This window comes from Agromyces ramosus, assembly GCF_004216665.1.
Lineage (GTDB): Bacteria > Actinomycetota > Actinomycetes > Actinomycetales > Microbacteriaceae > Agromyces > Agromyces ramosus.
On sequence record NZ_SGWY01000001.1, the window covers coordinates 678,910 to 702,435 of the forward strand.

The 23,526-nt window shown below is 72.1% G+C and carries 26 protein-coding genes; 14 read left to right on the forward strand and 12 right to left on the reverse strand.

The genetic code is table 11. From position 1 onward, the window contains the following. Positions 1-19: 19 nt before the first annotated feature. Both EV187_RS03065 and EV187_RS03070 read left to right on the forward strand, forming a co-directional pair. Positions 20-1,411 carry a purine-cytosine permease family protein gene (locus EV187_RS03065; protein WP_130351543.1) on the forward strand — a complete coding sequence of 464 codons (1,392 nt, stop codon included), beginning with the start codon at positions 20-22 and terminating at the stop codon, positions 1,409-1,411. Further along, complete coding sequence (locus tag EV187_RS03070; protein ID WP_130351544.1) at positions 1,404-2,033, forward strand: cyclase family protein; 630 nt, start codon at positions 1,404-1,406, stop codon at positions 2,031-2,033. Before EV187_RS03065 ends, EV187_RS03070 begins: the two co-directional genes overlap by 8 nt. A 60-nt stretch (positions 2,034-2,093) precedes the next feature. On the opposite strand, the gene EV187_RS03075 is transcribed toward EV187_RS03070, so the two are convergent. After that, entirely contained in the window at positions 2,094-2,786 is a 693-nt protein-coding gene (locus tag EV187_RS03075) for an NAD-dependent deacylase (RefSeq protein ID WP_207221715.1), read from the reverse strand. A 97-nt stretch (positions 2,787-2,883) separates the two neighbouring features. On the opposite strand from EV187_RS03075, the gene EV187_RS03080 reads away from it, so the two are divergent. Next, positions 2,884-3,441, forward strand: a complete 558-nt coding sequence (locus tag EV187_RS03080; RefSeq protein WP_207221716.1) for a hypothetical protein — start codon at positions 2,884-2,886, stop codon at positions 3,439-3,441. Between the two features lie 88 nt (positions 3,442-3,529). Here the strand turns inward: EV187_RS03080 and EV187_RS03085 are convergent, their stop codons facing one another. Further along, the gene (locus EV187_RS03085) at positions 3,530-3,949 is read right to left on the reverse strand and encodes a DoxX family protein (RefSeq protein ID WP_130351546.1); all 420 of its coding nucleotides are present in this window, start codon (positions 3,947-3,949) and stop codon (positions 3,530-3,532) included. Continuing rightward, entirely contained in the window at positions 3,946-4,140 is a 195-nt protein-coding gene (locus EV187_RS03090) for a hypothetical protein (RefSeq protein WP_130351547.1), read from the reverse strand. The genes EV187_RS03085 and EV187_RS03090 overlap by 4 nt, the downstream gene beginning before the upstream one ends. A gap of 30 nt (positions 4,141-4,170) precedes the next feature. On the opposite strand from EV187_RS03090, the gene EV187_RS03095 reads away from it, so the two are divergent. Further along, positions 4,171-4,818, forward strand: coding sequence for a uracil-DNA glycosylase (locus tag EV187_RS03095; protein ID WP_130351548.1), 648 nt, complete (start codon positions 4,171-4,173; stop codon positions 4,816-4,818). A gap of 12 nt (positions 4,819-4,830) precedes the next feature. Here EV187_RS03095 and EV187_RS03100 read toward each other — a convergent pair whose 3' ends face one another. Both EV187_RS03100 and EV187_RS03105 read right to left on the reverse strand, forming a co-directional pair. Beyond that, positions 4,831-5,547: an IclR family transcriptional regulator gene (locus tag EV187_RS03100; RefSeq protein WP_130351549.1), complete on the reverse strand. Its 717-nt coding sequence runs from the start codon at positions 5,545-5,547 to the stop codon at positions 4,831-4,833. A gap of 8 nt (positions 5,548-5,555) precedes the next feature. Beyond that, the gene (locus EV187_RS03105) at positions 5,556-6,731 is read right to left on the reverse strand and encodes an adenosylhomocysteinase (RefSeq protein ID WP_130351550.1); all 1,176 of its coding nucleotides are present in this window, start codon (positions 6,729-6,731) and stop codon (positions 5,556-5,558) included. Between the two features lie 147 nt (positions 6,732-6,878). Here EV187_RS03105 and EV187_RS03110 point away from each other — a divergent pair, with 147 nt between their 5' ends. Continuing rightward, positions 6,879-7,958, forward strand: coding sequence for a trans-sulfuration enzyme family protein (locus EV187_RS03110; protein ID WP_341272743.1), 1,080 nt, complete (start codon positions 6,879-6,881; stop codon positions 7,956-7,958). 19 nt (positions 7,959-7,977) lie between these two features. Here the strand turns inward: EV187_RS03110 and EV187_RS03115 are convergent, their stop codons facing one another. Then, complete coding sequence (locus tag EV187_RS03115; RefSeq protein ID WP_242609403.1) at positions 7,978-8,811, reverse strand: alpha/beta fold hydrolase; 834 nt, start codon at positions 8,809-8,811, stop codon at positions 7,978-7,980. 59 nt (positions 8,812-8,870) lie between these two features. Between EV187_RS03115 and EV187_RS03120 the strand changes: the two genes are divergently transcribed. Next, positions 8,871-9,665 carry an EI24 domain-containing protein gene (locus EV187_RS03120; RefSeq protein WP_242609404.1) on the forward strand — a complete coding sequence of 265 codons (795 nt, stop codon included), beginning with the start codon at positions 8,871-8,873 and terminating at the stop codon, positions 9,663-9,665. Between the two features lie 29 nt (positions 9,666-9,694). On the opposite strand, the gene EV187_RS03125 is transcribed toward EV187_RS03120, so the two are convergent. Both EV187_RS03125 and EV187_RS03130 read right to left on the reverse strand, forming a co-directional pair. Next, positions 9,695-10,285 (reverse strand): class I SAM-dependent methyltransferase, encoded by a 591-nt coding sequence (locus tag EV187_RS03125; RefSeq protein WP_165391088.1) that lies wholly within the window; start codon positions 10,283-10,285, stop codon positions 9,695-9,697. A 63-nt stretch (positions 10,286-10,348) separates the two neighbouring features. Next, positions 10,349-11,299 carry a cytochrome b/b6 domain-containing protein gene (locus tag EV187_RS03130; protein WP_130351552.1) on the reverse strand — a complete coding sequence of 317 codons (951 nt, stop codon included), beginning with the start codon at positions 11,297-11,299 and terminating at the stop codon, positions 10,349-10,351. 278 nt (positions 11,300-11,577) lie between these two features. Here EV187_RS03130 and EV187_RS18285 point away from each other — a divergent pair, with 278 nt between their 5' ends. From EV187_RS18285 to EV187_RS03140, 3 genes are all read left to right on the forward strand, one after another. Continuing rightward, positions 11,578-11,715, forward strand: a complete 138-nt coding sequence (locus EV187_RS18285) for a hypothetical protein (protein WP_165391089.1) — start codon at positions 11,578-11,580, stop codon at positions 11,713-11,715. A 139-nt stretch (positions 11,716-11,854) separates the two neighbouring features. Beyond that, positions 11,855-13,237 (forward strand): NAD(P)-binding protein, encoded by a 1,383-nt coding sequence (locus tag EV187_RS03135; protein ID WP_130351553.1) that lies wholly within the window; start codon positions 11,855-11,857, stop codon positions 13,235-13,237. Positions 13,238-13,397: 160 nt separating this feature from the next. Continuing rightward, positions 13,398-14,504, forward strand: a complete 1,107-nt coding sequence (locus EV187_RS03140; protein ID WP_130351554.1) for a phage tail sheath family protein — start codon at positions 13,398-13,400, stop codon at positions 14,502-14,504. 70 nt (positions 14,505-14,574) lie between these two features. On the opposite strand, the gene EV187_RS03145 is transcribed toward EV187_RS03140, so the two are convergent. Further along, on the reverse strand, positions 14,575-15,720 hold the full coding sequence (locus EV187_RS03145; RefSeq protein WP_130351555.1) for an epoxide hydrolase family protein: 1,146 nt from the start codon (positions 15,718-15,720) through the stop codon (positions 14,575-14,577). A gap of 63 nt (positions 15,721-15,783) precedes the next feature. Here EV187_RS03145 and EV187_RS03150 point away from each other — a divergent pair, with 63 nt between their 5' ends. From EV187_RS03150 to EV187_RS03160, 3 genes are all read left to right on the forward strand, one after another. Then, positions 15,784-16,752, forward strand: a complete 969-nt coding sequence (locus EV187_RS03150; RefSeq protein WP_130351556.1) for a helix-turn-helix transcriptional regulator — start codon at positions 15,784-15,786, stop codon at positions 16,750-16,752. Then, a complete protein-coding gene (locus EV187_RS03155; RefSeq protein ID WP_130351557.1) occupies positions 16,749-17,198 on the forward strand; it encodes an SRPBCC family protein in 450 nt (149 codons plus the stop codon). The genes EV187_RS03150 and EV187_RS03155 overlap by 4 nt, the downstream gene beginning before the upstream one ends. A gap of 161 nt (positions 17,199-17,359) precedes the next feature. Then, complete coding sequence (locus EV187_RS03160; protein ID WP_130351558.1) at positions 17,360-18,634, forward strand: endonuclease/exonuclease/phosphatase family protein; 1,275 nt, start codon at positions 17,360-17,362, stop codon at positions 18,632-18,634. 82 nt (positions 18,635-18,716) lie between these two features. Here the strand turns inward: EV187_RS03160 and EV187_RS03165 are convergent, their stop codons facing one another. Both EV187_RS03165 and EV187_RS03170 read right to left on the reverse strand, forming a co-directional pair. After that, positions 18,717-19,253, reverse strand: coding sequence for a hypothetical protein (locus EV187_RS03165; protein ID WP_130351559.1), 537 nt, complete (start codon positions 19,251-19,253; stop codon positions 18,717-18,719). Positions 19,254-19,320: 67 nt separating this feature from the next. Beyond that, complete coding sequence (locus tag EV187_RS03170) at positions 19,321-20,310, reverse strand: NAD(P)-dependent alcohol dehydrogenase (RefSeq protein WP_242609405.1); 990 nt, start codon at positions 20,308-20,310, stop codon at positions 19,321-19,323. A 141-nt stretch (positions 20,311-20,451) separates the two neighbouring features. Here EV187_RS03170 and EV187_RS03175 point away from each other — a divergent pair, with 141 nt between their 5' ends. Further along, positions 20,452-21,195 (forward strand): TetR/AcrR family transcriptional regulator, encoded by a 744-nt coding sequence (locus EV187_RS03175; protein ID WP_130351560.1) that lies wholly within the window; start codon positions 20,452-20,454, stop codon positions 21,193-21,195. 5 nt (positions 21,196-21,200) lie between these two features. On the opposite strand, the gene EV187_RS03180 is transcribed toward EV187_RS03175, so the two are convergent. Continuing rightward, positions 21,201-21,815, reverse strand: coding sequence for a histidine phosphatase family protein (locus EV187_RS03180; protein ID WP_130351561.1), 615 nt, complete (start codon positions 21,813-21,815; stop codon positions 21,201-21,203). A gap of 972 nt (positions 21,816-22,787) precedes the next feature. Here EV187_RS03180 and EV187_RS03185 point away from each other — a divergent pair. Continuing rightward, the gene (locus EV187_RS03185; protein ID WP_130351562.1) at positions 22,788-23,525 is read left to right on the forward strand and encodes a DUF2306 domain-containing protein; all 738 of its coding nucleotides are present in this window, start codon (positions 22,788-22,790) and stop codon (positions 23,523-23,525) included. Position 23,526: the final 1 nt, after the last annotated feature.

The window sequence follows — 23,526 nt, forward strand, 5'->3', positions numbered from 1 at the left end:
CTCACCGAGGAGACCTGCAATGTCGCTCTACTCCCGCCTCGAGCAGTACCTCGAGGAACACTCCGATGACGCCGGCCCCGTGCGCGGCACCCTGTCCCTCCCCCGCATCGGCATGATCTGGCTCGCCGCGAACCTCGTGGTCACGACGCTGCTCACGGGCACGCTCTTCGTGCCGGGCGTCGACTACGGCCTCGTGATCGTGCTCATCATCGTCGGCACCCTCGTCGGTGCGGCGGTGCTGGTGACGGTTGGCAACATCGGCACCCGCACCGGACTGCCCACCATGGCCCTCACCCGCGGACCGTTCGGCACGCGCGGCAGCCTGCTGCCGGTCGCCGCGAACGTCATCATCCTCATGGGCTGGAGCTGGGTGCAGGCGATGCTCGCCGGCATCGCACTCGACTTCCTGGTGGCCTCCGTCACCGGGTTCTCGAGCCCCGTCATGTTCGCGGTGCTCTGCCAGACCCTCGTCGTGATCCTCGCGATCTTCGGGCACACCGGCATCGCGCGCGTGGAACCCTGGCTCGCCGTGCTGATCCTCGGCATCATGGCGTACATCTTCGTGGTCGCCTTCACGACCTACGCGCCGTCGGAGTACCTCGGCATCCCGGCCGACCCGTCGCTCGGCTACACGCCCATCCTCGTGCTCGACGTGGTGATCGCCACCGCGATCTCGTGGACCGTGCTGTCGGCCGACTTCAACCGCTTCGCGAAGTCGAGCCGCGCGGGCATGATCGGCTCGGGCATCGGCTACACCCTCTCGACGGTCATCTCGATGGCGATCGGCGCGACCGCGATCGGATACGTCGTGCTGTCAGGCGGCGAGGCGATCCCCTTCGACCCGGTGACGATCGTCGAGCCGTTCGGAGCCCCGCTCGCCGTCGTGATCTTCCTCTCGGTCATGGCCACCAACACGATGGTCGTCTACGGAATGGTCACCACGATCGTGAACGCGGTGCCCGGGCGCGCGAAGCTGAAGTTCCTGCCGACGGCGCTCATCGTCGGGATCATCTCGATCATCGGCTCGACCTGGTTCGGCCTGCTCAACCAGTTCACGACGTTCCTCGTGACGATCGGCGCCCTGTTCGCGCCGGTGTTCGCGATCATGATCGCCGACTACTACATCGTCAAGCGGGGGGCCTACACGGCCGACATCCTCAAGGCGCGCGAGGGCCGATACTGGTACCTCGCCGGGGTGAACTGGGCAGCCGTCGTCGTGTGGGCGATCGGGGCGGTCGCGGCGTACGTCTTCACGTACACCCTGCCGACGCCGGTCGGCGCGACGATCCCGGCGTTCGTGATCACCTTCGTGCTCTACCTGCTCGTCTCGCTGCGGGAGCGCTCCTCGACGCGGGCGGAGCCGAGCACGAACCTCGCGGATGCCGCGCCCGAGGCCGTGCCGCATGCGTGACCTGAGCCATCCGATCCGATCGGGGATGCAGGTCTACCCGGGCGACCCCGAGGTCCGACTGTCGGCGGCGCTCGAGCTGGAGCGCGACGGCGCCGCCGTCACCGCGCTCCAGCTCGGGTCGCACAGCGGCACGCACGTCGACGCGCCGGCGCACACCGTCGCCGGCGGACGCACGATGGACGCCGTCGGCCTCGACGAGCTCGTCGGCGACGCCCTCGTGATCCGGGTGCCGGGCCTCGCCGACGGCGCGACGGTCGGCATCGACGAGCTCGGTGAGGTGCCGGCGGGGGTGCCCGGGATCGTCGTGATCGACACGGGCTGGGCGCGGCACTTCGGCACCGAGCGGGCGCTGCGGCATCCGGCGATCGGCGTCGAGGCGGCGCGCCTGCTCGTCGACCGCGGCATGCGGGTGCTCGGCGTCGACACGCTGAGCCCCGATCCGACGGATGCCGCGGGCACCTCGGAATTCCCGGTGCACGAGGTCGTGCTCGGCGGCGACGGGCTCATCGTCGAGAACCTCACCGGGCTCGACGACCTGCCGACGCGCGTGCGGATCGGGATCTTCCCGCTGCGCCTCGGCGACGACGGCGCACCCGCCCGCGTGGTGGCGTTCGTGGACTGAGCGGCTCGCCGTCCGGGCGATCCGACGGGCTCACGGCCCACTGTCGCACGGACGTCGCGCTCAGTCGCCCGCCAGCACCTCGTCGACCCACTCGGGCACGACGAGGCTCGCGGGCCCGTGCCGCACCTCGTCGAAGAGCGGCGTGATCTCGCTGGCCGCGAGGTTCAGCTCGATCGTGGTGGCCCCGGCCTCGGCGGCCGTCATCACGAACCCGGCCGCCGGGTAGACGGCGCCCGAGGTGCCGATCGCCGCGAAGAGGTCGCAGGTGGTGAGCGCGTCGTCGATGACGTCGAGGTCGTACGGCATCTCGCCGAACCACACCACGTCGGGGCGCAGCATCCGCCGGCCGCACTCCGGGCACGGCGGGCGCTCGGCGAGGTCGGCCATGACCGGGACCCGGCGCCCGCAGCCCAGGCACGACGCGAGCAGCAGGTCGCCGTGCATGTGCACGACGCGCTCGGAGCCGGCCCGCTCGTGCAGGTCGTCGATGTTCTGCGTGACCACCAGCAGGTCGTCGCCGACCTCGCGCTCGAGCCGGGCGAGCGCGTCGTGGGCGGGGTTGGGCACCGCCAGGGCGACGGCGTGCCGGCGCAGGTCGTAGAACCGCTGCACGGTGTCGGGGTCGCGCTCGAACGCCTCGGGGGTCGCGACGTCCTCGACGCGGTGCCCCTCCCACAGTCCGCCGGCGTCGCGGAACGTGGGCACGCCGCTCTCGGCCGAGATGCCGGCGCCGGTGAGCACGACGATGCGCATGGCCACCATTCAATCGCGGATCGTACGACGAGGGGTGTACCCCGGGTGACTCCGACGAGCGGATGCCGCGGCGCCGCGGCCCCGGCATCGTGGAGGCATGACCACCTCCACGACGCGAACGACCCCGCGCCCGGCGACCGGCTCCCGGGTCATCCGGATGCCGCTCTCCGCCCGCACGCGCAAGCTGCTGCTGCTCGTGCACATCGCGTCCGCCGGGGTGTGGCTGGGACTCGACCTCGTGCTCGGCATCCTCGTCTTCACGGTGCTCACGGGCGATGGGACCGGGGCGGGCGCCGCCGCCGCGAGCCTCGCCGCGGTCGCGACGTGGCCGCTCGTGGTGGCGGGCCTCGCGACGCTCGCCTCGGGCGTGCTGCTCGGACTCGGCACGAAGTACGGGCTCGTGCGCTACCGCTGGGTGCTCGTGAAGCTCGTCGTCAACGTGGTGCTCGTGACCCTCGTGGTGCTCGTGCTCTGGCCCGGCATGGTCGCCGTCGGCGAGGCCGGTCGCGCGGCGCTCGCCGACGGGACGGCGCCGGCGATGACCGCGACGCTCGTCTTCCCGCCGGTCGTCTCGTCCACCGCCCTGCTCGTGGCGATGGCGCTGTCGGTGTTCAAGCCGTGGGGGCGCACGCGACGGGTCCCGCGCGACGAGTGATCCGTGAGGCGCGAGCGGCAATGCCGAAGTACCGGAGTACCCGAGGAATCGCGAGCGAACACGATCGGGCGACCGGGTCGATTGCGGGTCAGGAGCGCCGGTCGGCGGGCGTCGTCGACCAGACGGCGAGCGCCACGAGCAGCGGCTGGAAGAACAGCCGGATGAAGCGGGCACGGTCGGTCGTGAGCCCGAAGGCGCTTCGCCGCTCCGCCCACTGCGCGAGGTTGCCGGGGAACACGGCGATGAAGAACGCGGCGACGATCGCGCCGATGCGCTCACGCTCGCGCGGGAGCGCGACGAGCGCCGCTCCGAGGCCGATCTCGGCGACACCCGACCCGACGACCACCGCGTCGGCGTCGATGGGCACCCACGGCGGCACCTGCGCCCGGAACTCACGGCGCGCCCAGAACAGATGGCTCACCCCCGCGAAGACGAGGGCGCCGGCGAGCATGAGGCGTCCGATCGAGCGAGCGGGAGTCGACCGCGGGATGCCGGCCTTCCGCGTCATCGCTCGATCGACTTCTGCTCGTCGGGGCGTCGCACGAAGTACCGGAGCGCGAAGAAGACCACGACCGCGACCACGGCGACGATCGCGAGCTTGCCGATGAACCAGAGCAGGCTGAACAGGACGTCGACGAGGAACCAGGCGACGATCACCGCGACGATCACGCCGATGACGGTCCAGACGGTGCGGCTCATGCTTCGAGGCTAGTCGTAGGATGACGGCTCATGACGCCGGATTCGATCGAGGCCTTCGTCGAGCGGCTCGCGGCGAGCCCATCGGGCCCGAGCAGCGTGAACCCGTTCGACGCCACGCGCAGCGACAACGCGATCAGGCGTCGGAACCTCGCGCGGTACCTCGGGCAGCTCTCCGAGCGACGACCGACCACGCTGCTCGTGGGCGAGGCGCCCGGCTATCGCGGCATGGCGATCACGGGCGTCCCGTTCACGAACACGGTGCTCCTGCAGCGCGGCATCCCGGAGTTCGGGCTGCTCGGCGCCGCGAACGGCTACGAGGTTCCGGATGCCCCGGGCGTCGCCGCCGAACCGACGGCGACCGTCATGTGGCGCACGCTCGTCGCGCTCGACTTCCTTCCGGTGCTGTGGAGCGCCTTCCCGCTGCATCCGCACCGACCCGGGGACCCGAGGTCGAACCGCACTCCGACCATGACCGAGACCTCCGAGTGGGCCTGGTCCTGGCAGGCGCTGACGCAGGTCTTCCCGATCCGGTCGGTGGTCGCGGTCGGCAGCATCGCCCACTCCGCACTGGCGAGGAGCGGGTGGTCGGCGCCGCGCGTGCGGCATCCCGCGCACGGCGGTCGTGAGGAGTTCCGGCTCGGCCTCGAGGCGCTGCTCGCCGAGGGCGCCATCGCCTGAGCCGGCGTCGACTCAGCGGATGCCGCCGCCGAGGCGTGCCGAGATCTCCGCCGCGGTCGCCCGCGCCGCGTGCACCACGTCGTCGAGCCGGACCGCGCTGTACGAGGTGCCGATGTACGGCACGGTGAGCGCCGCGACGGTGCCGCCGATCCGGTCGGTGACCGCGACGACCACGTCGGTGACGCCGGCTTGCAGCCGATCCGGGCGGGTCAGGTAGCCGTCGGCGAGCTGCTCGGCCTCGCCGGGCAGGAGGTCGGCCGCGGCATCCGACGCCCCCGCCGAGAGCACCGCCCCGGTCGCCGTCGACTCCAGGGGGAAGCGCGCCCCCACCCGCACCTGGTAGCCGAAGTCGGCCGGCGACTCGGCCTGCGCGATGATGCGCACCGCCCCGGCGTCATCGACGCCGAGGTTGCAGGACTGCCGGATGGCGTCGGCGAGCTCGCGCATGGGGCCCGCCGCGAGCTGCACGAGTCCGCGGAGCGGCGGGTGCCGGTGCGCCAGGTCGAAGAGCGCCATCGACAGCACGTACCGACCCGAACGCTCGTCGCGGGTCAGGTAGCCTCGGCGCTCGAGTGTCGCGAGCACGCGGTAGATCTGGCTGACGTTGCGGCCGACCGCCTCCGCGATCTCGGTCTGCGAGAGGCCACCGGCCTGGGCCGCGAGGAGCTCGAGGATGTCGAGCGCCTTGTCGAGGGCGGGGGCGGAGTAGTCGGTCGTGCGTTCGGCCATGGCGGGCCTCAGCGGTCCGCGCCCATCGCCCGCACGAAGCGGCGGGCGATCTCGCGCTCGAGGTCGTCGGGCACGGGCTGCGCCCCCGGCGCAAGCGACCCGGCATCCGTCGCGACCCGCTCGAGCGAGAGGGACTGCAGGAGGAACCCCAGGTCCATCGCCTCGAGCGAGTTGCCCTTCGGCTCGCGCCCGGCGAGGTTCACCATGCGACCGCCGGCGAGCAGGATGAGCTCCCTCCCGTCGGGCAGGTCGACCCGCTCGATCGCCGTGTCGAGCTCGGTCACGGCGACGGCGCGGGCGGCGAGCGCGGCCGTGTCGATCTCCCACGGGAAGTGCCCGGCGTTCGCGAGCACGGCGCCGCTCGGCATCCGGTCGAACACCTCCTCGGTGACGATGCCCGGGTGTCCCGTGGCGGTGATGAAGAACTCGCCCCACTCGGCGAGGTTGCGGAGGTCGTCCACCCGATACCCGTCGAGGGCCGCCTCGAACGCCTTGATCTCGTCGATCTCGGCCACGGCGACCCGCCCGCCGAACGCACGCAGGTACTGCGCGATGCCCCGCCCGCACCAGCCGTACCCGGCCACGACGAATCGCCGCCCCGGGATCATCAGGTTGGTGATGCGCATGATGCTCTCGACCACCGACTGGCCGACCCCGTGGCGGTTCTCGCCGATCGCCTTGAGCGGGCTGTCGTTGATCACGATCGTCGGGAACGGCACTCGGCCTGCGAGCTCGGTGCGCAGGCGGATGCCGCCGCTGGTCGTCTCCTCGGTGCCGCCGATCACGTGGCGGGTCGCGTCCGCCGCGACGATGCCCGCCACGAGGTCGGCGCCGTTGTCGAGCACGATGTCGGGCCGGGCGTCGACGACGGCGGCGACGTTGGCCTCGTGCTCCGCGAGCGTGTCGTTGCGTCGGCCGAACACGGTCATGCCGAGGCTGCGCAGGTAGGCGACGATGTCGTCCTGCGTCGACCCGTGATTGCCCGTCGCCACGACCTCGGCCCCGCCCGCCGCCAGCACCTCCAGCAGCACGGCGGTCTTCGGCTCGACGTGCAGCGACATGCCCACGCGGCGGCCGGCGAACGGCCGGCGCTCGGCGAAGTCCCGCCGAGTCGCGGCGAGCAGGGGCATCCGCGACCGGATCCAGGTGGTGCGGGCCGCGCCGCGATCGAGCAGTTCCGACATCTCGTCCGTCTTTCATATATGAATGCAGCTTTCACATATGGTACCGCTACGCCTGCCGAAACACACCCCGACCCCGGGATACGCTGGCCGGGGCGCGCTGCCGCAGGCGTGGCATCCGCTCGCCCGGAGATCCCGGAGGTCTGGAACGTGCACGACGCGAACGACGAGATGCCCCTGCATCCCGACACCATGGCGATCATCGCCGGGCGGCCCCCGCACGAACCCGACCAGCCCATGAGCGTGCCGGTGCACCTGACGTCGACCTACGTGGCTGGCGGCCAGGTCGAGTACGGCCGCTACGGGAACCCGTCGTGGACGGCGTTCGAGGAGACCCTCGGTGCGCTCGAGGGCGGCCACTGCGTGTCGTTCGCCTCCGGCATGGCCGCCATCGCCGCCGTGTTCGACCTCGTCGAGCCGGGGGGCACGATCGTCGCGCCCCGGCACTCGTACACCGGCACCGTCGCCGCGCTGGCGGAGCGCGAGGAGCACGGCCGGGCGAAGGCGCTGTTCGTCGACATCACCGACACGGCGGCCGTCGCCGAGGCGTGCGCGGATGCCGCGATGGTGTGGTTCGAGACGCCGACCAACCCGGCGCTCGAGGTCGCAGACATCACGGCGATCGTGCGTGCCGCGCACGCGCACGGCGCCATCGTCGCGGTCGACAACACGTTCGCGACGCCGCTGCTGCAGCGTCCGCTCGAGCACGGCGCCGACATCGTCGTGCATTCGGCCACGAAGTACATCTCGGGACACAGCGACGTGCTCATGGGCGCGGCCGTCACGGCCTCCGACGAGCTCGCCGCCGCCCTGGTGCAGCGCCGTTCGTTGTACGGCGCGATCCCGGCCCCGCTCGAGGCGTTCCTCGCGCTGCGCGGGCTGCGCACGCTGCCCGTGCGCCTCGAGCGCGCGCAGGCCACCGCGCAGGAGCTCGTGCGACGCCTCGACGGGCACCCGGCCCTGGAGGAGGTGCGCTACCCCGGCTTCGGCGCGATCGTGTCGATCGTGGTGCGCGGCGGCGCCGATCCGGCCGACGCCCTCGTCGGACGCACGCGGCTGTGGGTGCACGCGACGAGCCTCGGAGGCGTGGAGTCGACGTTCGAACGTCGCCGCCGCTGGCCGCTTGAGCAGCCGACCATCCCCGAGGGGCTCGTGCGCTTGTCGGTCGGGCTCGAGCACGTCGACGACCTGCACCGCGACCTGGTCGGAGCGCTCGACTCGCTCGGCTGACGCCCCGGCGTCACCCGATTCAGGAGCCGCGCTCGAGCAGCCAGTCCATCGCGTCGGGCACGGTGTCGAGCACCGAGACGTGTCCGTCGTCGAGCCGCATCCAGAGGGTCGCCCTCGGCAGCCGTCCGAGCATCCAGGACGCGTGCCGCCGCGGGACGACCCGGTCGCCCTCGCCCTGCACGAGCAGCACCGGCGCCCGCACCGCCTCGAGCTCGAAACCCCATGGCTTCGCGAACGCGACGTCGTCGTCGATGAGCCCGTCGGGCCCGAACTGCGCCGACCGCGCGACGTCGTCGCCGAGCGCCGACCAGGGTCCGTCGAGCGCCGCGAAGTCCGCGGGCAGGAACTGCTCGGGGTCGAACTCCTCGGTCTCGGCGTATCCGGCGCGCGCCTCCCGCCCGTCCATCGCTGCGCGCAGGCCGCCGGGCGCCTGCATGCCGTCGAACCAGTCGAACGCGTCGGTCCACGGCGCGATGGCGGCGAGCGTGACGACCGCCGTCACGCGATCCGGCAGCAGCGCGGCCCCCGCCAGCGCGTGAGGGCCGCCGCCCGAGGCACCCATGGCGGCGAATCGCGCGACGCCGAACGCCTCCGCGACGGCGGCCGCGTCGGCCGCGGCCGAGGCGACGTCGCGACCCGGCTGCGGCGTCGATCCACCGTACGCGGGCCGTGCGTACGAGAGCACGCGGATGCCGCGTGCCGCGGCCGCGGCCAGCACCGGCGCGAGCGGGGCACCCGTCTGCGGGGAGCCGTGGTGCCACATGAGCACGAGCCGCGCCGCGGCATCCGCCCCGCTGTCGTAGGCCCGGAGCACGCGCCCGTCGTCGAGTCGCACGTCGACCGTTCTCAGCACGCCGATCCCTCCGTCGTCAACCCCGCCACCCGCGGAGGTCACCAGCCTAGGCTGGGCGCGTGGTGGGCGGCTTCTTCTCAGGTGCGGGGATGCTCCTGCGCGGATTCCGATTCTGGGGTCGGCGCCCGGGCGTGATGCTGCTCGGCCTCATCCCGGCCGCGATCGTGTTCCTCCTCGTGCTCGGCGCGCTCGTCGCGCTGGGCTTCGGTCTGCCGGGGTTCACCGGCTGGCTGACGCCCTTCGCCGACGAGTGGGTGGACCCGTGGCCGACGCTGATCCGCAGCGCGATCGGCGCGATCCTCTTCGGCGCCGCCGTCGTCCTCGCCGCCGTGACGTTCACCGCCGTGACGCTGGCAGTGGGCGACCCGTTCTACGAGCGCATCTGGCGCGCGATGGAGCTCGAGCTCGGCGGCAGCGTCCCCGAGCAGGGCGCCGGGTTCTGGCGCGGCGTGCGCGACTCGGCCGCCCTCATCGGGCTCGGGCTGCTCGCGTCGATCGGCGTGGTGCTCACCGGGTTCCTGCCCGTGGTCGGCGCGGTGGCAGCGCCCGTGCTGGGCATCCTGCTGTCGGGGCGGCTGCTCGCGATGGAGCTCAGCTCACGGGCGTTCGAGGCCCGTGGCATCCCGGCCTCGCACCGGCGGATGCTGCTGCGCGGCCACCGGGCGAAGCTGCTCGGGTTCGGCGTCGCGACGCAGCTGTGCTTCATGGTTCCGCTCGGCGCCGTGCTCACGATGCCGGCGGCGGTCGCCGGGTCGACGATCCTCGCCCGGTCGGTGCTCGATGCGGCCGCCGGACGATCGGCGGATGCCGCGGCAGTCGGTCCGGCAGCGGCGACGGATCACCGCCTGGCATAGCCCGCTCCCCCGCAACGTCCTGCGCTTCGTCAGCCGCCGGGCGCGCGACCGTCGAAGAGCAGCATCGGCACCGGCCCGAACGGCCGCGAGCGCACGCGCAGGCGGCGGATGTCGCCGCCGACGAACCCCGCGTCGACGAGCGTCCGCTCGGTGTCGCGGTCCCAGTGGCATCCGTGGCAGACGCGCTTCGAGATCGGCGTGGCCACCCGCTGCACGAACCGCTTGAGGGTGCCGTCCGGCGCGACGACGTGGTCGACGAACACCACCCGGCCGCCCGGCACGAGCACGCGACGCACCTCGGCGAGCGCGGCGGCCGGGTCGGTCACCGAGCACAGCACGTACGTGCCGACGACCGCGTCGACGGAATGATCCGGCAGCGGGATCGCCTCGGCCTTCGCGTCGAGGGGCACGGACTCGTGCCGCCACTCCCGGGCGCGCGTGGCGAGCTCCTGGCGTCGCTTCGCGTCGGGTTCGAGCCCCTGCCACGTGACGCTCGGGTCGAACGCGCCGAAGTTCTCGCCGTCGCCGGCGCCGATCTCGAGCACGCGCCCGCGCACCCGCGCCAGGAAGTCGCGCTCGAGTTCGTCGAGCTCGTCGTCGCCGATCAGCGGGGTGGCCACCACCGCACGCTACCGCGCCGCGGCCCGGGCGTCACGGGGGCGTCGGCCTCGCGGCATCCGACGTCAGCCCTGCACGCGACCCGACGTGGCCGCGATCCGCTTCAGCAGCGGTGGCTTCGCGAGCACCCACGCGACGACCATGACGACGACGGATGCCGCGAACACCGCGAACCCGATCCAGTCGTCGGCGTCGCGCGCGGCGTACATCTGGTTGAGCTTCCGAAGCGCGCCCGTGGTGAGCACGAGCACGACGTGCACGAACGTGAACAGGAGGAAGAACAGCATCACGGGGTAGTGCAGGGCCTTCGCGAGCTTCTCCGGGAACGCCCGCACGAGCGGCCCCTCGAGCGGCCACACCGACGAGAGGCGAAGGCCGGTGAGGATCGCGATCGGCGACGCGATGAACACGATCGTGAAGTAGGCCAACTGCTGCAGCGAGTTGTACACCACCCACGAGTTCTCGGTCGGCCACTCGAGCGACGCGTACTGCAGCGCCGCGGAGAGCGCGTTCGGCACCACCGCCCAGTCGGTGGGCACGATGCGAAGCCACTGCCCGGTCGCGAACAGGAGCACGACGTAGACGACGCCGTTGAGCACCCAGAACGCGTCGAGCCACAGGTGGAACCAGAGGTGGATGCCCATGCGCCGCGGATTGCGCCGGGTGCGCGGCCACCGCGTGTTGTCGCGTGTCCAGAAGCCGGGCGGCCGCTGCTTCGAACGCAGTTGGTAGCCGGTGCGCACGATGAGGAGGAGGAAGAACGAGTTCAGGAAGTGCTGCCAGCCGAGCCACGCGGGGATGCCCACCGGCGTGCCCTCGGGCGGCGGCACGATGCCAGGGTACGTGGCGATGAACTCCTCCACCGCCGGCAGTTCGCGGAGCCACCGCGCCACGAGCACGACGACCACGAGCGCGGCGAGCGAGATGACGGTCGTCCACAGCACCAGCCTGCGCTGCGCCCTCCACCAGTCGGCGGCACGAGCGGCGCGGCTGGGCTTCGACGAGGTCACGGTCATCTCCGGGGGCGGTTCCTTCTCCGGCGGAGGCCGGGCGGGGCGCGGCGGCCGGGCGCGGGCGCGCCGACCACCGCGATGAATTGCGGATGCCTCGACGATAGCGGCGGCGGCCGGGAGCGCGAAGTCCGACCGCAACAGCACGCCACACCGCGCCGGGCCGCCGTCGCTCGCAGCCCTCGAGCCGGCCGGCGGGGCCGGTCACCTGAGGGACTCACAGCCTGCGGGCATAGGGTTGCGAGCACGGGGCCGTCCGGGCTCCCGAATCAAAGGGCGTCACCGTGTCAGACAAGTCACCGAAGAAGTCGTCCAGCAAGACCGCAGCCTCCAAGACGCTCAAGGAGAAGCGCGCCGACAAGAAGGCGAAGGTCGCCAACCGCGCCGGCAACGACGTCACCGACGTCACGCACCGCAAGTAGCGCGCCACTCGACGAGGGCGCCGCTCCGGCATTCCGCGAACGGTGCCCGTCGTCGGGCGCGCGCGGCCGACGGCCACACCTCACGCGTGATCGCGGCACACGCGTAGACGCGCCGCCTCCGCAGTGCTTCAGTGGTCTCGTGACCCACCCGGTCGAAGCCGACTACCTCGTGGTGGGCGCCGGCGCCACTGGGATGGCGTTCACCGACGCCCTGATCGACCATGCCGACGGCGTGCGGGTGGCGCTCGTCGACCGCCGTCACGGTGCGGGCGGGCACTGGCTCGAGGCCTACCCGTTCGTCCGGCTGCATCAGGCCTCCGCCTTCTACGGCGTCGCGTCGACGCTCCTCGGCGGCGGGCGGGTGCAGCATCGCGGACCCGAGGCCGGACTGCAGGAACGGGCGACCAAGTCGGAGATCTGCGCATACTACGAGCGGATGCTGGCCGACCGCATGCTCGAGTCGGGACGGGTCGACTTCTTCGCGGGCTGCGAGTACGTCGGCGACCATACGTTCGTCTCGCGGGTCTCGGGCGAGCAGTACACGGTGGCCGAGCGGTGCCGGATCGTCGACGCGCACCACCTGTCGCCCGTGATCCCTGCTGAGCAATCGGCGCCGTTCGGTGTCGGCGACGGTGCGCGGGTCGTGTCGGTCAACGAGCTGGCGCACGTCGCGGAGGCGCCGAGCCAGTACGTGATCGTCGGCTCGGGCAAGACCGCGACCGACGCGTGCGTCTGGCTGTTGGCGCGCGGTGTGGATGCCGACGCGATCTGCTGGGTACGGCCGCGCGATCCGTGGATGCTCAACCGTGCCGTGATCCAGCCGGAGCCGACGGTCTTCCTCGGCATGGTGGCCGACACGATGCGCGCGGCGACCCGGGCGGCATCCCTCGACGACCTGTTCCTGCGGCTGGAGGAGGCCGGGATCATGCTGCGCATCGACCGATCCGTCACGCCCACCATGGCCAAGACGCCCACACTCGCAACCTGGGAACTCGAACGGCTGCGCACGATCGAGCACGTCGTGCGGCACGGGCACATCGCACGGGTCGACCGGGGACGCATCGCGTTCGCGGACGCGTCGGTCGCGATCGCCGACGACGCCCTCGTGGTGCACTGCGCGGGTGAGGGCCTGCGATATCCGCCGCTCGTGCCGGTGTGGCGGCCCGAGGCGATCACGCTCCAGCCGATCAGGTCGGGTTTCCCGTGCTTCGGCGCGGCGCTCGTCGGGTACGTGGAGGCGACCCGCGACGACGACGCCGAGAAGAACCGGCTGTGCCCGCCGACGCCCTACGGCGACTCGCTCGCCGGGTGGGCGCGGATGACCGTCATGGGCGCCCGCGCCTCGAGGTCGTTCGGAGCGGAGCCCGACATCACGGCCTGGGCGTCCACGGTCGCGCTCAACCCGGCGCGCATCCCACCCGAACGGGCCGGGTCCGCCGATCTCGTCGAGGTGCTCGACCGCCTGCAAGCCGACCTGAGCGGTGGACTGGATCGGCTCGCGCACCTGGCCGGCATGGCCTGAGGCAGCGGGGCGGCATCACGACGCGAGGGCGCGGAGTTCCTGCCCCGCGCCTTCGCCGTCGCCGCCGGATCCCCGCCTTCCCTTGACGCCGGGCGAGCCCGGGAGGAGGCTCGCGACGAGGCATCCACCGACGCATCGTCTCGAAGGGCGGGAGGGCTCCATGACACGACCGATCGAGGGCGTCGGGACCAACGTGGCCGCCTTCGTCGGGCTCGCCGAGACGGGCCCCTTCGACACGCCGGACACGTTCGACGGCTGGGGCACCGACGAGGACGAGCTCTTCGACCGTTTCCGGGCTCGTCCCCTGGGTCGCGCCCTGAAGAGCTTCTTCGAGAACGGCGGCATGTCCGCGGTGGCGGTCCGCGTCGCCGACGCCGGCATCGACGGCGTCCGCCCGGGGCTCGAAGCCCTCGAGCGGGTGGACCTCGTCAACCTGCTCGTGCTTCCCGCGGAGTCCGCCGACCGGGATGACGCTCGCGAGATCGTCGCCGAGGCGGTCGCATACTGCGGGCGCCGACGGGCCATGCTCCTCGTCGACCCGCCGTCGACGTGGACGAGCGCCGAGGCGATGACCGCGGCCTTGGCGGACGGCGCGGTGACGGCGGTCGGCACCGCGAGCCCGAACGCCGCGCTCTACGCCCCGCGCCTTCGTCGCGCCGACCCGACGCAGGTCGGCGTGATCGACCCCTATCCCGCCTCGGGCGCGGTGGCGGGCGTCATCGCCCGCACGGATGCGGCGCAGGGCGTGTGGGCCGCGCCCGCGGGCCAGGAGGCCGAGCTCCGCGGAGCCGACGACCTCGAGTTCCTCCTGGAGCAGGACGACGTGCGGGAGCTCGGCGCCAAGGGCGTCAATGCCCTGCGCCGCTTCCCCGGCCGCCGGCCGATCGTGTGGGGCGCTCGCACGCTCGCGGCGGGCGACCCCGCCGCCGGCGAGTGGAAGTACGTGCCCGTGCGCCGCACGGCGCTGTTCCTCGAGGAGAGCATCGAGCGCGGACTGCAGTGGACGGTGTTCGAGCCGAATGACGAGCCGCTGTGGCGGGAGGTCCGGGAGTCCGTCGGCGCCTTCCTCCACGACCTGTTCCGGGCGGGGGCCTTCCACGGTCACTCGGCGTCGGATGCGTACTTCGTGCGCTGCGACCGCGAGACCACGACGCAGCGCGAGCGCGCCGCGGGTGAGCTCGTGGTGCTGGTCGGCTTCGCCCCGATCCGTCCGGCCGAGTTCGTCGTGCTGCGGATCCGGGCGCGGGCGCTGCCGCCTGCCGAGTGAGCGACCTCGCCTGACGCGAGCGGATGCCGCGAGCCCGTGCCCGCGGCATCCGTCCTTCTTGACGGCGGGGTCAGCCCTGCAGCGAGCCAAAGAACGCCCGGATGTCGCCGACGACGAGCTCGGGGCGCTCGAGCGCGGCGTAGTGACCGCCCTCCTCGAACCGGCTCCAGTGCACGATGTTCGAGTTGTCGCGCTCGGCGAACACCTTGATCGTCTGGAAGTCGTCCTTGAAGACCGCGACCCCGGTGGGCGCCGCGTTCACCTGCGGCTCCGCCTCGAGGCGGGCGTTCTCGAGGTAGCTGCGGCTCATGCCGGCCGCGGCGTTCGCGAACCAGTTCACGCTGACCTCGGTGAGGATCTGCTCGAGCGGCACGAGCGCGGTGCCGTTGCCGAAGGAGTTGAACAGCTCGCTGTAGGCGAGGAGTGCGACCGGGGAGTCGCTGAGGCCCACGGCCACGGTCTGCGGCCGCGAGGCGTTCATGGTGTTGTAGCCGCCGACCGACTGGAACCACTGCATGTGCTCGAGTCCCGCGTAGTCCTGCGGCTCGAGGCGCTCGAACTCGCTCGGGTCGCCCGACGGGAACGAGAACAGCTGCAGCACGTGCAGGCCGAGGAAGCCCTCGGGATTCTGCAGGCCGAGCTCGCGGGCCACGAGCGCGCCGTTGTCCGAGCCGTGGATGCCGTACTCCGAGTACCCCAGCCGGTGCATGAGCTCGTCGTACGCGCGGGCGACTCGCGGCATCGCCCACCCCGTCTCGGTCACCGGATTCGAGAAACCGTAGCCCGGGGCATCCGGCACCACGACGTCGAAGGCGTCCTCGGCGCGACCCCCATAGGCGACGGGGTCGGTGAGCGGGCCAATCATGTCGAGGTAGTCGACGGATGACCCGGGGTAGGTGTGCGCGAGGATCAGCGGTGTGGCATCCGGGTGCGGCGACCGCACGTGGATGAAGTGGATCGGCTGCCCGTCGATCTCGGTGATGAAGTGCGGGAACGCGTTGATCCGTGCCTCCTCGGCGCGCCAGTCGTAGGTGGTGCGCCACTGCTCGACGGCGTCGCGGAGGTAGGCGTTCGGGGTGCCGTAGTCCCAGTCGTCGACCGGGGCCGGTTGCGGGAGCCGGGTGCGGGCGAGGCGTTCCATGAGGTCGTCGAGCTCGGCCTGGTCGACCTCGACGCGGAAGGGACGGATGTCGGTGGAAGCGGTGGTGTTCGTCATGTCTCCGACGCTACGGTGCATATAGGCACGTTCAGTTCCTAATACTTCGGAAAGGAGGAGCCGATGTCCGATACGGCCGCACGGCTGCTCGCGCTGCTCTCCCTCCTGCAGTCGCGCCCCGACTGGAGCGGCACCGAACTGGCCGAGCGCCTCGGCGTCACCACCCGCACCATCCGCAACGACATCGACCGCCTGCGCGAGCTCGACTACCCGGTCGACGCCACGCGCGGCGCGGCCGGCGGCTACCGGCTGGGCGCCGGTGGCAAGCTCCCCCCGCTCCTGCTCGACGACGAGGAGGCGGTCGCCGTGGCGATCGGGCTGCGCGAGGCCACCGGCATCGCGGGCATCGAGGAGTCGAGCGCTCGCGCCCTCGCGAAGCTCGAGCAGGTGCTGCCGTCGCGCCTGCGCCCGACCGTGGCCGCGATCGGCGCGGTGGTCGATCGCGCGCCCGAGAACATCGGCACGGATGCCCCCGACCCCGAGGTCGACCACGCCGTGCTCGCCGCGATCGCCGCCGCCATCCGCGACGAGGAGTGGCTCCGCTTCGACGACCGCGGCACGCCGAGGCTCGTCGAGCCGTACCGCCTGCTGAGCTGGCAGCGACGCTGGTACCTCGTCGCGCGGGACCCGCAGTCGGGCGAGTGGGGCGTGTTCCGCGCCGACTGGATCGAACCGCGGATGCCGACCCGCCGCCGCTTCTCGCCCAGCCCGCTGCCCGACGGCGACTACACCGCCTTCGCGATGCGCTCGATCGCGATGAGCGGGTGGAACGTGCACGCGCGCTTCCGCGTGGCGGCGCCGGCCGACGCCGTGATCGCGCGTATCAACCCGACCGTCGGCGTCGTGGAGGCGGTGTCCGACGACGAATCGGTGCTCGTCACCGGCGCCGACTCGCTCGACACCATCGCCGCCTACATCGGCATGCTCAACATGGACTTCACCGTCGAGTCCCCGCCCGAGCTCGCTCCGTTGCTGCGCACGTACTCCGAACGCTACGCGCGCGCCGCCGACGGTGGGAGGCTGGAGCCATGACGACGATCGAGCGCCGAATCGACATCGCAGCATCGCCCGAGGTCGTGTTCGACCTCGTCTGCGACCTGCACGGCTACGGCCGCTGGTTGCCGTCGTCCGGCGACTATGAGGGCACGAGCGAGATCGCTCCCCCACCCGTGGCCGTCGGCACGACCTATGCCGAGCACAGCCGACGCGGCGTCCGGCACGGAGTCGTCATCGCGCTCGCCCGCCCCGACGTCGTCGCGTTCCGGCAGCCGATGGCCCTGCGCCCCCGTCTGGCCGGCACGATCGACAGCACGGTGTCCATGTCGATCGCGGCCACCGCCATGGGGGCGCGCGTGACGCGCACCGTCGAGCTCGGCATCCCCGCACGGCTCCGACTCGTGCGCTCGCTCATCGTGGGGCGCTACGCGAAGGAGAGCGAGCGGATGCTCCGTGCACTGAAGGCCTACGCCGAGCGCTGAGCGCCGAGCGCCGAGCGCTGGAGCGATCCCGGGGCCGCTCGGCCTCACCGGGAGGAGCAGAACGGGACATCCGGCCACCGCAGGTTCTTCCGGTCGTCACCATCGATGCCTAACGTGGGTGTGGTCGCACACCGCCGATGACGCCGATGAAGGAGAAGGGCATGTCCACGAGACGCCGCCGCACCACCGCCGTACTGACCGCCGCCGCCACGCTGATCGGAGCCGCCGCCGTCACGGCGATGGCCGGACCGGCCTCCGCGGCACCGCCCGACGGGCGCGGCCCGACCGAGCTGCGCGTGGCCACCTACAACCTCTCGCTCAACCGAAACGCCCCCGGCCAGCTCGTCGCAGACCTGTCGACCGGCACGAACGCGCAGGCGAAGACGGTCGCCGAGATCATCCAGCACGCGAACCCCGACATCGTGCTCCTCAACGAGTTCGACTTCGTCGAGGGCGGCGTCGCCGCCGACCTGTTCCGCGAGAACTACCTCGAGGTGCCGCAGGGCACCGCCGACGCGGTCGAGTACCCCTATGCCTTCGTCGCCCCGTCGAACACCGGCATCGCGAGCGGCTTCGACCTCAACAACAACGGCGCCACGGTCACCACGCCGCTCGCGCCGGGCTACGGCGACGACGCGTTCGGCTTCGGCGCGTTCCCGGGACAGTTCGGCATGGCCGTGCTCTCGAAGTACCCGATCGTCGAGGAGGACGTGCGCACCTTCCAGCGCTTCCTCTGGAAGGACATGCCCGGCGCGCTGCTGCCCGACGACCCGAACACGGCCGCGCCCGCCGACTGGTACTCCCCCGCGGAGCTCGCGGTGTTCCGCCTGTCGAGCAAGTCGCACTGGGACATCCCCGTCGAGGTGGGCGGCAACATCCTGCACGTGCTCGCCTCGCACCCGACGCCCCCCACGTTCGACAGCGTCGAGGACCGCAATGGCCTGCGCAACCATGACGAGATCCGGTTCTGGGCCGACTACGTGCAGCCCGGTCCGGGCTCGGACTACATCTACGACGACGCGGGGGCCAGGGGCGGTCTCGCGCCGGGCGAGTCGTTCGTGATCCTCGGCGACCAGAACGCCGATCCGCTCGACGGCGACTCGGTCGCGGCCGCCATCGACCAACTGCTGCGCCACCCGCGCATCACGGACCCGCTGCCCACGTCGGCGGGCGCCGTCGAGGCGGCGGCGCTCCAGGGCGGTGCGAACCTCCTGCACGAGGGCGACCCCAAGTACGACACGGCCGACTTCAACGACAACCCGGCGCCCGGCAACCTGCGTGCCGACTACGTGCTGCCGTCGCGCGACCTGCGGGTGACCGACGCGGCCGTGTTCTGGCCGGTCGCCGCCGACCCGCTCTCGGCGCTCACGGGCAACTTCCCGTTCCCGTCGAGCGACCACCGGCTCGTGTGGGTCGACCTGCGCGTGCACCCCTGAGCGGGGCTCGAACGTCGCGCATGCCATGAGATGACGGATGCCGCGGGCCTCGTGCCCGCGGCATCCGGGTGCCGGCGACGGACTATCCGGAGCCGGGCAGGCCGACCCGATCGGGCACGGCGCCGACGACCCGGGGCAGCCAGGACTCGACGTCGGGCCAGGCTCGCCCGGTCGGCAGGTGCCGGAGCAACCGCGCGAGGGAGTCGTCGCCGGTCGGCCACGGGATGACCCTCGTGGGCGACTCGGAGGCGAGGACGCCGAGCCACCAGTGCTTCCAGGTGATCGGGAGCGTCTCGGGATGCAGCACCACGTAGTAGTCGGGAACGCTCATCGCGTGGCGCTCGGCCGCCTCCATGGCGCGATCGATCTCGAGCTCCAGCACCCCGAAGGTGGACTGGTCGTCGAAGAACTCCACCCAGGCGGCCGCGACATGACCGAGTGGATCGCGGTCGTGCACGACGTAGGGTGCACCCGCGGTGGCGGACCAGCGGGCCACCTCGTCGTCGGATGCTCCGGAGAAGCTCGCCGCGCGAACGTTGGCGAACCCCTCGAGCGCATGGATGGCCGACGTCGCCTCGTCACCGACGACGACCAGTGTGGTGCTGGCCGGTGCCTCCATTTCCGAATTCTACGTCCGTCACCTGCGAGCGCCGCCGGATGCCGCGGCGGGTTCGAAGAGCGACGGATCAGGGAATGCGCAGCACCACGTTGCCTCGCTTGCGGCCGCTGTCGACGTAGCGGTGGGCCTCGACGATGTCGTCCAGGTCGTACGTGCGGTCGATCACGGGCCGGATCCCGCCCTCCTCGGCGAGGCGCGAGAGCCCTGCAAGGTCGTCGTGCGAGACGGGCCCGGGCGTGAACGTGACGGTCTTTCCGCTGCGACGCGTCTGCCGCGACGCGGCCAGCATGCCGCCGAGGCCCGTGATCACGAGCAGGAGGGCACCGCCGGGCCTCAGCGAGTGCTCCACCCGCGTGAACGGGGCGTCGCCGCCGCACTCCACGATGACGTCGTAGGTGCGACCGCTCGCGGCGAAGTCCTCACGGGCGCGATCGATGACGTGGTCGGCGCCGAGCGAGCGCACCAGGTCGGCCTTGCCCGCGCTGCACACGCCGGTGACGGTCGCGCCGCGCTGCTTCGCGAGTTGCACGACCGCCGTGCCCACGGCACCGGATGCCCCGTTCACGAGCACCTCCGAGCCCGTGCCGAGCTGCACGCGGTTGAGGTAGGCGAGCGCCGTGTACCCGCCGAACACGAGCGACGCGGACTCCTCGAAGGTGAGGTTGCGGGGCTTCTGCGCGATCGCGTCGGCCTGCGGCACGCACGCGTATTCGGCGTGTGCGCCGAACGACGCTCCGAGCATCGCGATCACCTCGTCGCCGGGTGCGAAGCCGGTGACCTCGTCGCCGACGGCCTCGACGACCCCGGCGGCATCCATGCCGAGCACCCGCCTGCGCGGCCGGAACACCCCGAGGGCGAGCGGGATGTAGAACCACATGCCCTTCGGCAGGTCGCGGCTGCGCGTGCGGTGGTCGGCGATGCTCACGGTGCTCGCGTGCACCCGCACGAGCAGCTCGTCGGCCTTCGGCACCGGCTTGTGCACGCGCTCGACCTGCACGACCTCGGGCCCACCGAAGCGGTGGATCACCGCGGCCCGCATCGTCGTCGTCTGCGTCATCGTGGCTTCCATGAGCTGCACCTGCCTTACGTTGTAAGTCTTACAACGTAAGGTAGCGTGGATTCCGACGGTTGTCGAGAGGGAGAATCCCGCACACGTCGCACGCTTGTAGCGTGGTGAGCACGAGGGGAGGACGAGCCGATGTCGTCGACCACCGCACAGAGCGCCGCGCGGAACGCCGCGCGCAGCGCCGAGGGCCGCACCCCGCTCACGCGCGAGCGGGTGCTGCAGACGGCCGTCGACCTCGCCGACGCCGGCGGCATCGACGCGCTGACGATCCGCCGCCTCGCCGAGCAGCTCGGCGTCGAGCCCATGTCGCTCTACTACCACGTGCCCAACAAGGAGGCGATCCTCGACGGCATCGTCGAGCTCGTGTTCGCCGAGGTCGAGGCGGCGACGGGCGGATTCGACGTGCCCGACGCGGACGCCGCGTGGAAGGCCTCGCTGCGCACGCGCATCCTCGCGGCGCGCGGCGTGATGCTGCGGCATCCGTGGGCGCCGGGGGTCATGGACTCGCGCCACGGGCTCGGCCTCACGACCGCCCGCTACGTCGACTCGGTGGTGGGCACCCTGCGATCCGGCGGCTTCTCGTACGACCTCATCCACCACTCCATGCACGCACTCGGCAGCCGCATGTTCGGGTTCTCGCAGGAGCTCGGCGAGGAGGACGGCGGTGACGCGGCGTCCGGTGACTCCGAGCAGCTCCAGCAGATGGCCGCGCAGGTGCCCCACCTCGCCGCGATGCTCTCGGTCGTGCGGCACGACGACCCCGACTCCACGCTCGGATGGTGCGACGACCAGTTCGAGTTCGAGTTCGGGCTCGACCTCCTGCTCGACGGGCTGGAGCGGGCCCGGCAGCGAGAATCGAGCCCGGGGCCGCGGTGACCGGCTCAGCCGGCGAGCCGGAGCTCCGCCTCGCGCTGCTCGATCTCGAGGCGCACCCGCTCGAAGTCGACGCCACCCACGGAGAGCACCTGCCACGCGGCATCCGTGCGCCGCACATGTGACGACGAGGCGTTGTCGAGCTTCGGGTAGTGGGCCGCCTCGTGCCCGCTGATCTCGGCGAGCGTGTGGCGGATGAGAGTGCCGTGCGCGACGACGAGCACGCGTGCACCGTCGTGGTCGCGCGCGATCCGCTCGATGCCGCGCAGGCCGCGCGGTCCGACCTCCTCGTCGGGCTCCTTGCCGGCGAAGTCGCGGTCGGGCCAGCGCACGTACAGCTCCGAGACGGGCGTCCCCTCCGCCGCGCCGAAGTCCTGTTCGACGAGCTCGTCGTAGCTGGCGCCGAGCGGCAGGCCGAGTGTCGTCGCGATGACCTGCGCGGTCTCGCGCGCCCGCACGAGGGGCGAGCTCACGACCGCGTCCCACGGCGCGCCCGCCAGGGCGGATGCCGCGGCGAGCGCCTGTGCGCGACCCGTGTCGTTGAGCGGGATGTCGGTGCGCCCCTGCATGACGCCCGCGAGGTTCCAGTCGGTCTGTCCGTGGCGGATGAGGGCGAGCAGCATGCCCTCCAGCCTAGGCGGGCGCGGCTGGGCGGATGCCCCGTGCGGAGGCGTGCGGCGGTGCGTGCTGTCGATTCGGCAGACCCGCTGCAGGGGGTACCTGCAGTTGGCGACTCGCGTGCGCCGATACGACTTCCGCTGCACTGCCGCACGACCGCGCGGCCATGCGACCGCGCCACCGCACGACGGACTGCACAACCGCACCACCGCACTACGGACCGCACAAGCGCACCACCGCACGACGACCGCACAACCGCACAACCGCACCAGAGCACCAGAGCACCAGAGCACCAGAGCACCAGAGCACCAGAGCACCAGAGCACCAGAGCACCACCGCGCCACAGCACCACCGCGCCACAGCACCACCGCACCACAGCACCACCGCACCACAGCACCACCGCACCACAGCACCACCGCACCACAGCACCACCGCACCACCGCACCACAGCACCACCGCACCACAGCACCACCGCACCACCGCGCCACCGCGCCACCGCGCCACCGCGCGACGGACCGCACCACTGCGGCACCGCACAACCGCACCACCGCACCACCGCACAACCGCACAACCGCACAACCGCACCACCGCACCACCACACGACGGACCGCACCACCGCACAACCGCACAACCGCACCACCGAACCACCACACGACGGACCGCACCACCGCACAACCGCACCACCGCACCGCCACACGACGGACCGCACCACCGCACAACCGCACCACCGCACCACCGCGCCACCACACGACGGACCGCACCACCGCACAACCGCACCACCGCACGACCACGCCACCGCACGACGGACCGCGCCACCGCACCGACCGCACCAGCGCGCGACCGGAAGGACACGACTTCGAACCGCGGCGACCGACGACGCGCGAACGGCCGGCTGACGTGCGACTCGGCCGATCGGACGAGGCGATTCGGGCCGATCCGCCGATGCCCCGAACGGCGTGGCTCCCGAGCATTGAGGCATGACCGCATCCTCCGCGCACCCGTGGGCGCGCATCCGCCCGCCGATCCCCTCCCCACCGCCGGCGAAGCCGCGACGCGAGTGGCTGGCCCCCGCCGGACTCATCCTCCTGAGCCTCGTCCCGGTGCTCGCCGGGTCAATGCGGCTCACCGAGCTGGCGAGCGGCGGCACGGTCACTCCCGAGAACGCCCGGTTCCTCGACTCGCCGGTTCCGGTCGTGGTGCACATCGTCGCCTCGACGGTGTTCCTGCTGCTCGGGGCGCTGCAGTTCGCGCCCTCCCTGCGCCGCCGACGCTGGCACCGCCTCGCCGGGCGCGTGCTGGTGCCGGCCGGACTGCTCTCGGCGCTCTCGGCGATCTGGATGACGCTCTTCTACGACCTGCCCGCCGTGAACGGCGTCGCGCTCTTCGTGATGCGCCTCGGCTTCGGCTCGGCGATGGCAGCGGGCATCGTGTTCGCGTTCGTCGCGATCCGGCGCGGCGACGTCGTCACGCACAGCGCATGGATGACCCGCGCCTACGCGATCGGCCTCGGCGCCGGGACGCAGGTGTTCACCTTCCTGCCGTGGACCCTGGTGTTCGGCGCTCCGGATGAGGCGATCCACGCGCTGCTCATGGGCGCCGGCTGGGTGATCAACCTCGCCGTGGCCGAGGTCGTCATCCGTCGTCGGGCCGCTCGCCGCGGTGGCCCGTCCCGTTCGGCCGGCCGATCCGGCGCAGCTCGTGCGCCCCTATCATGAG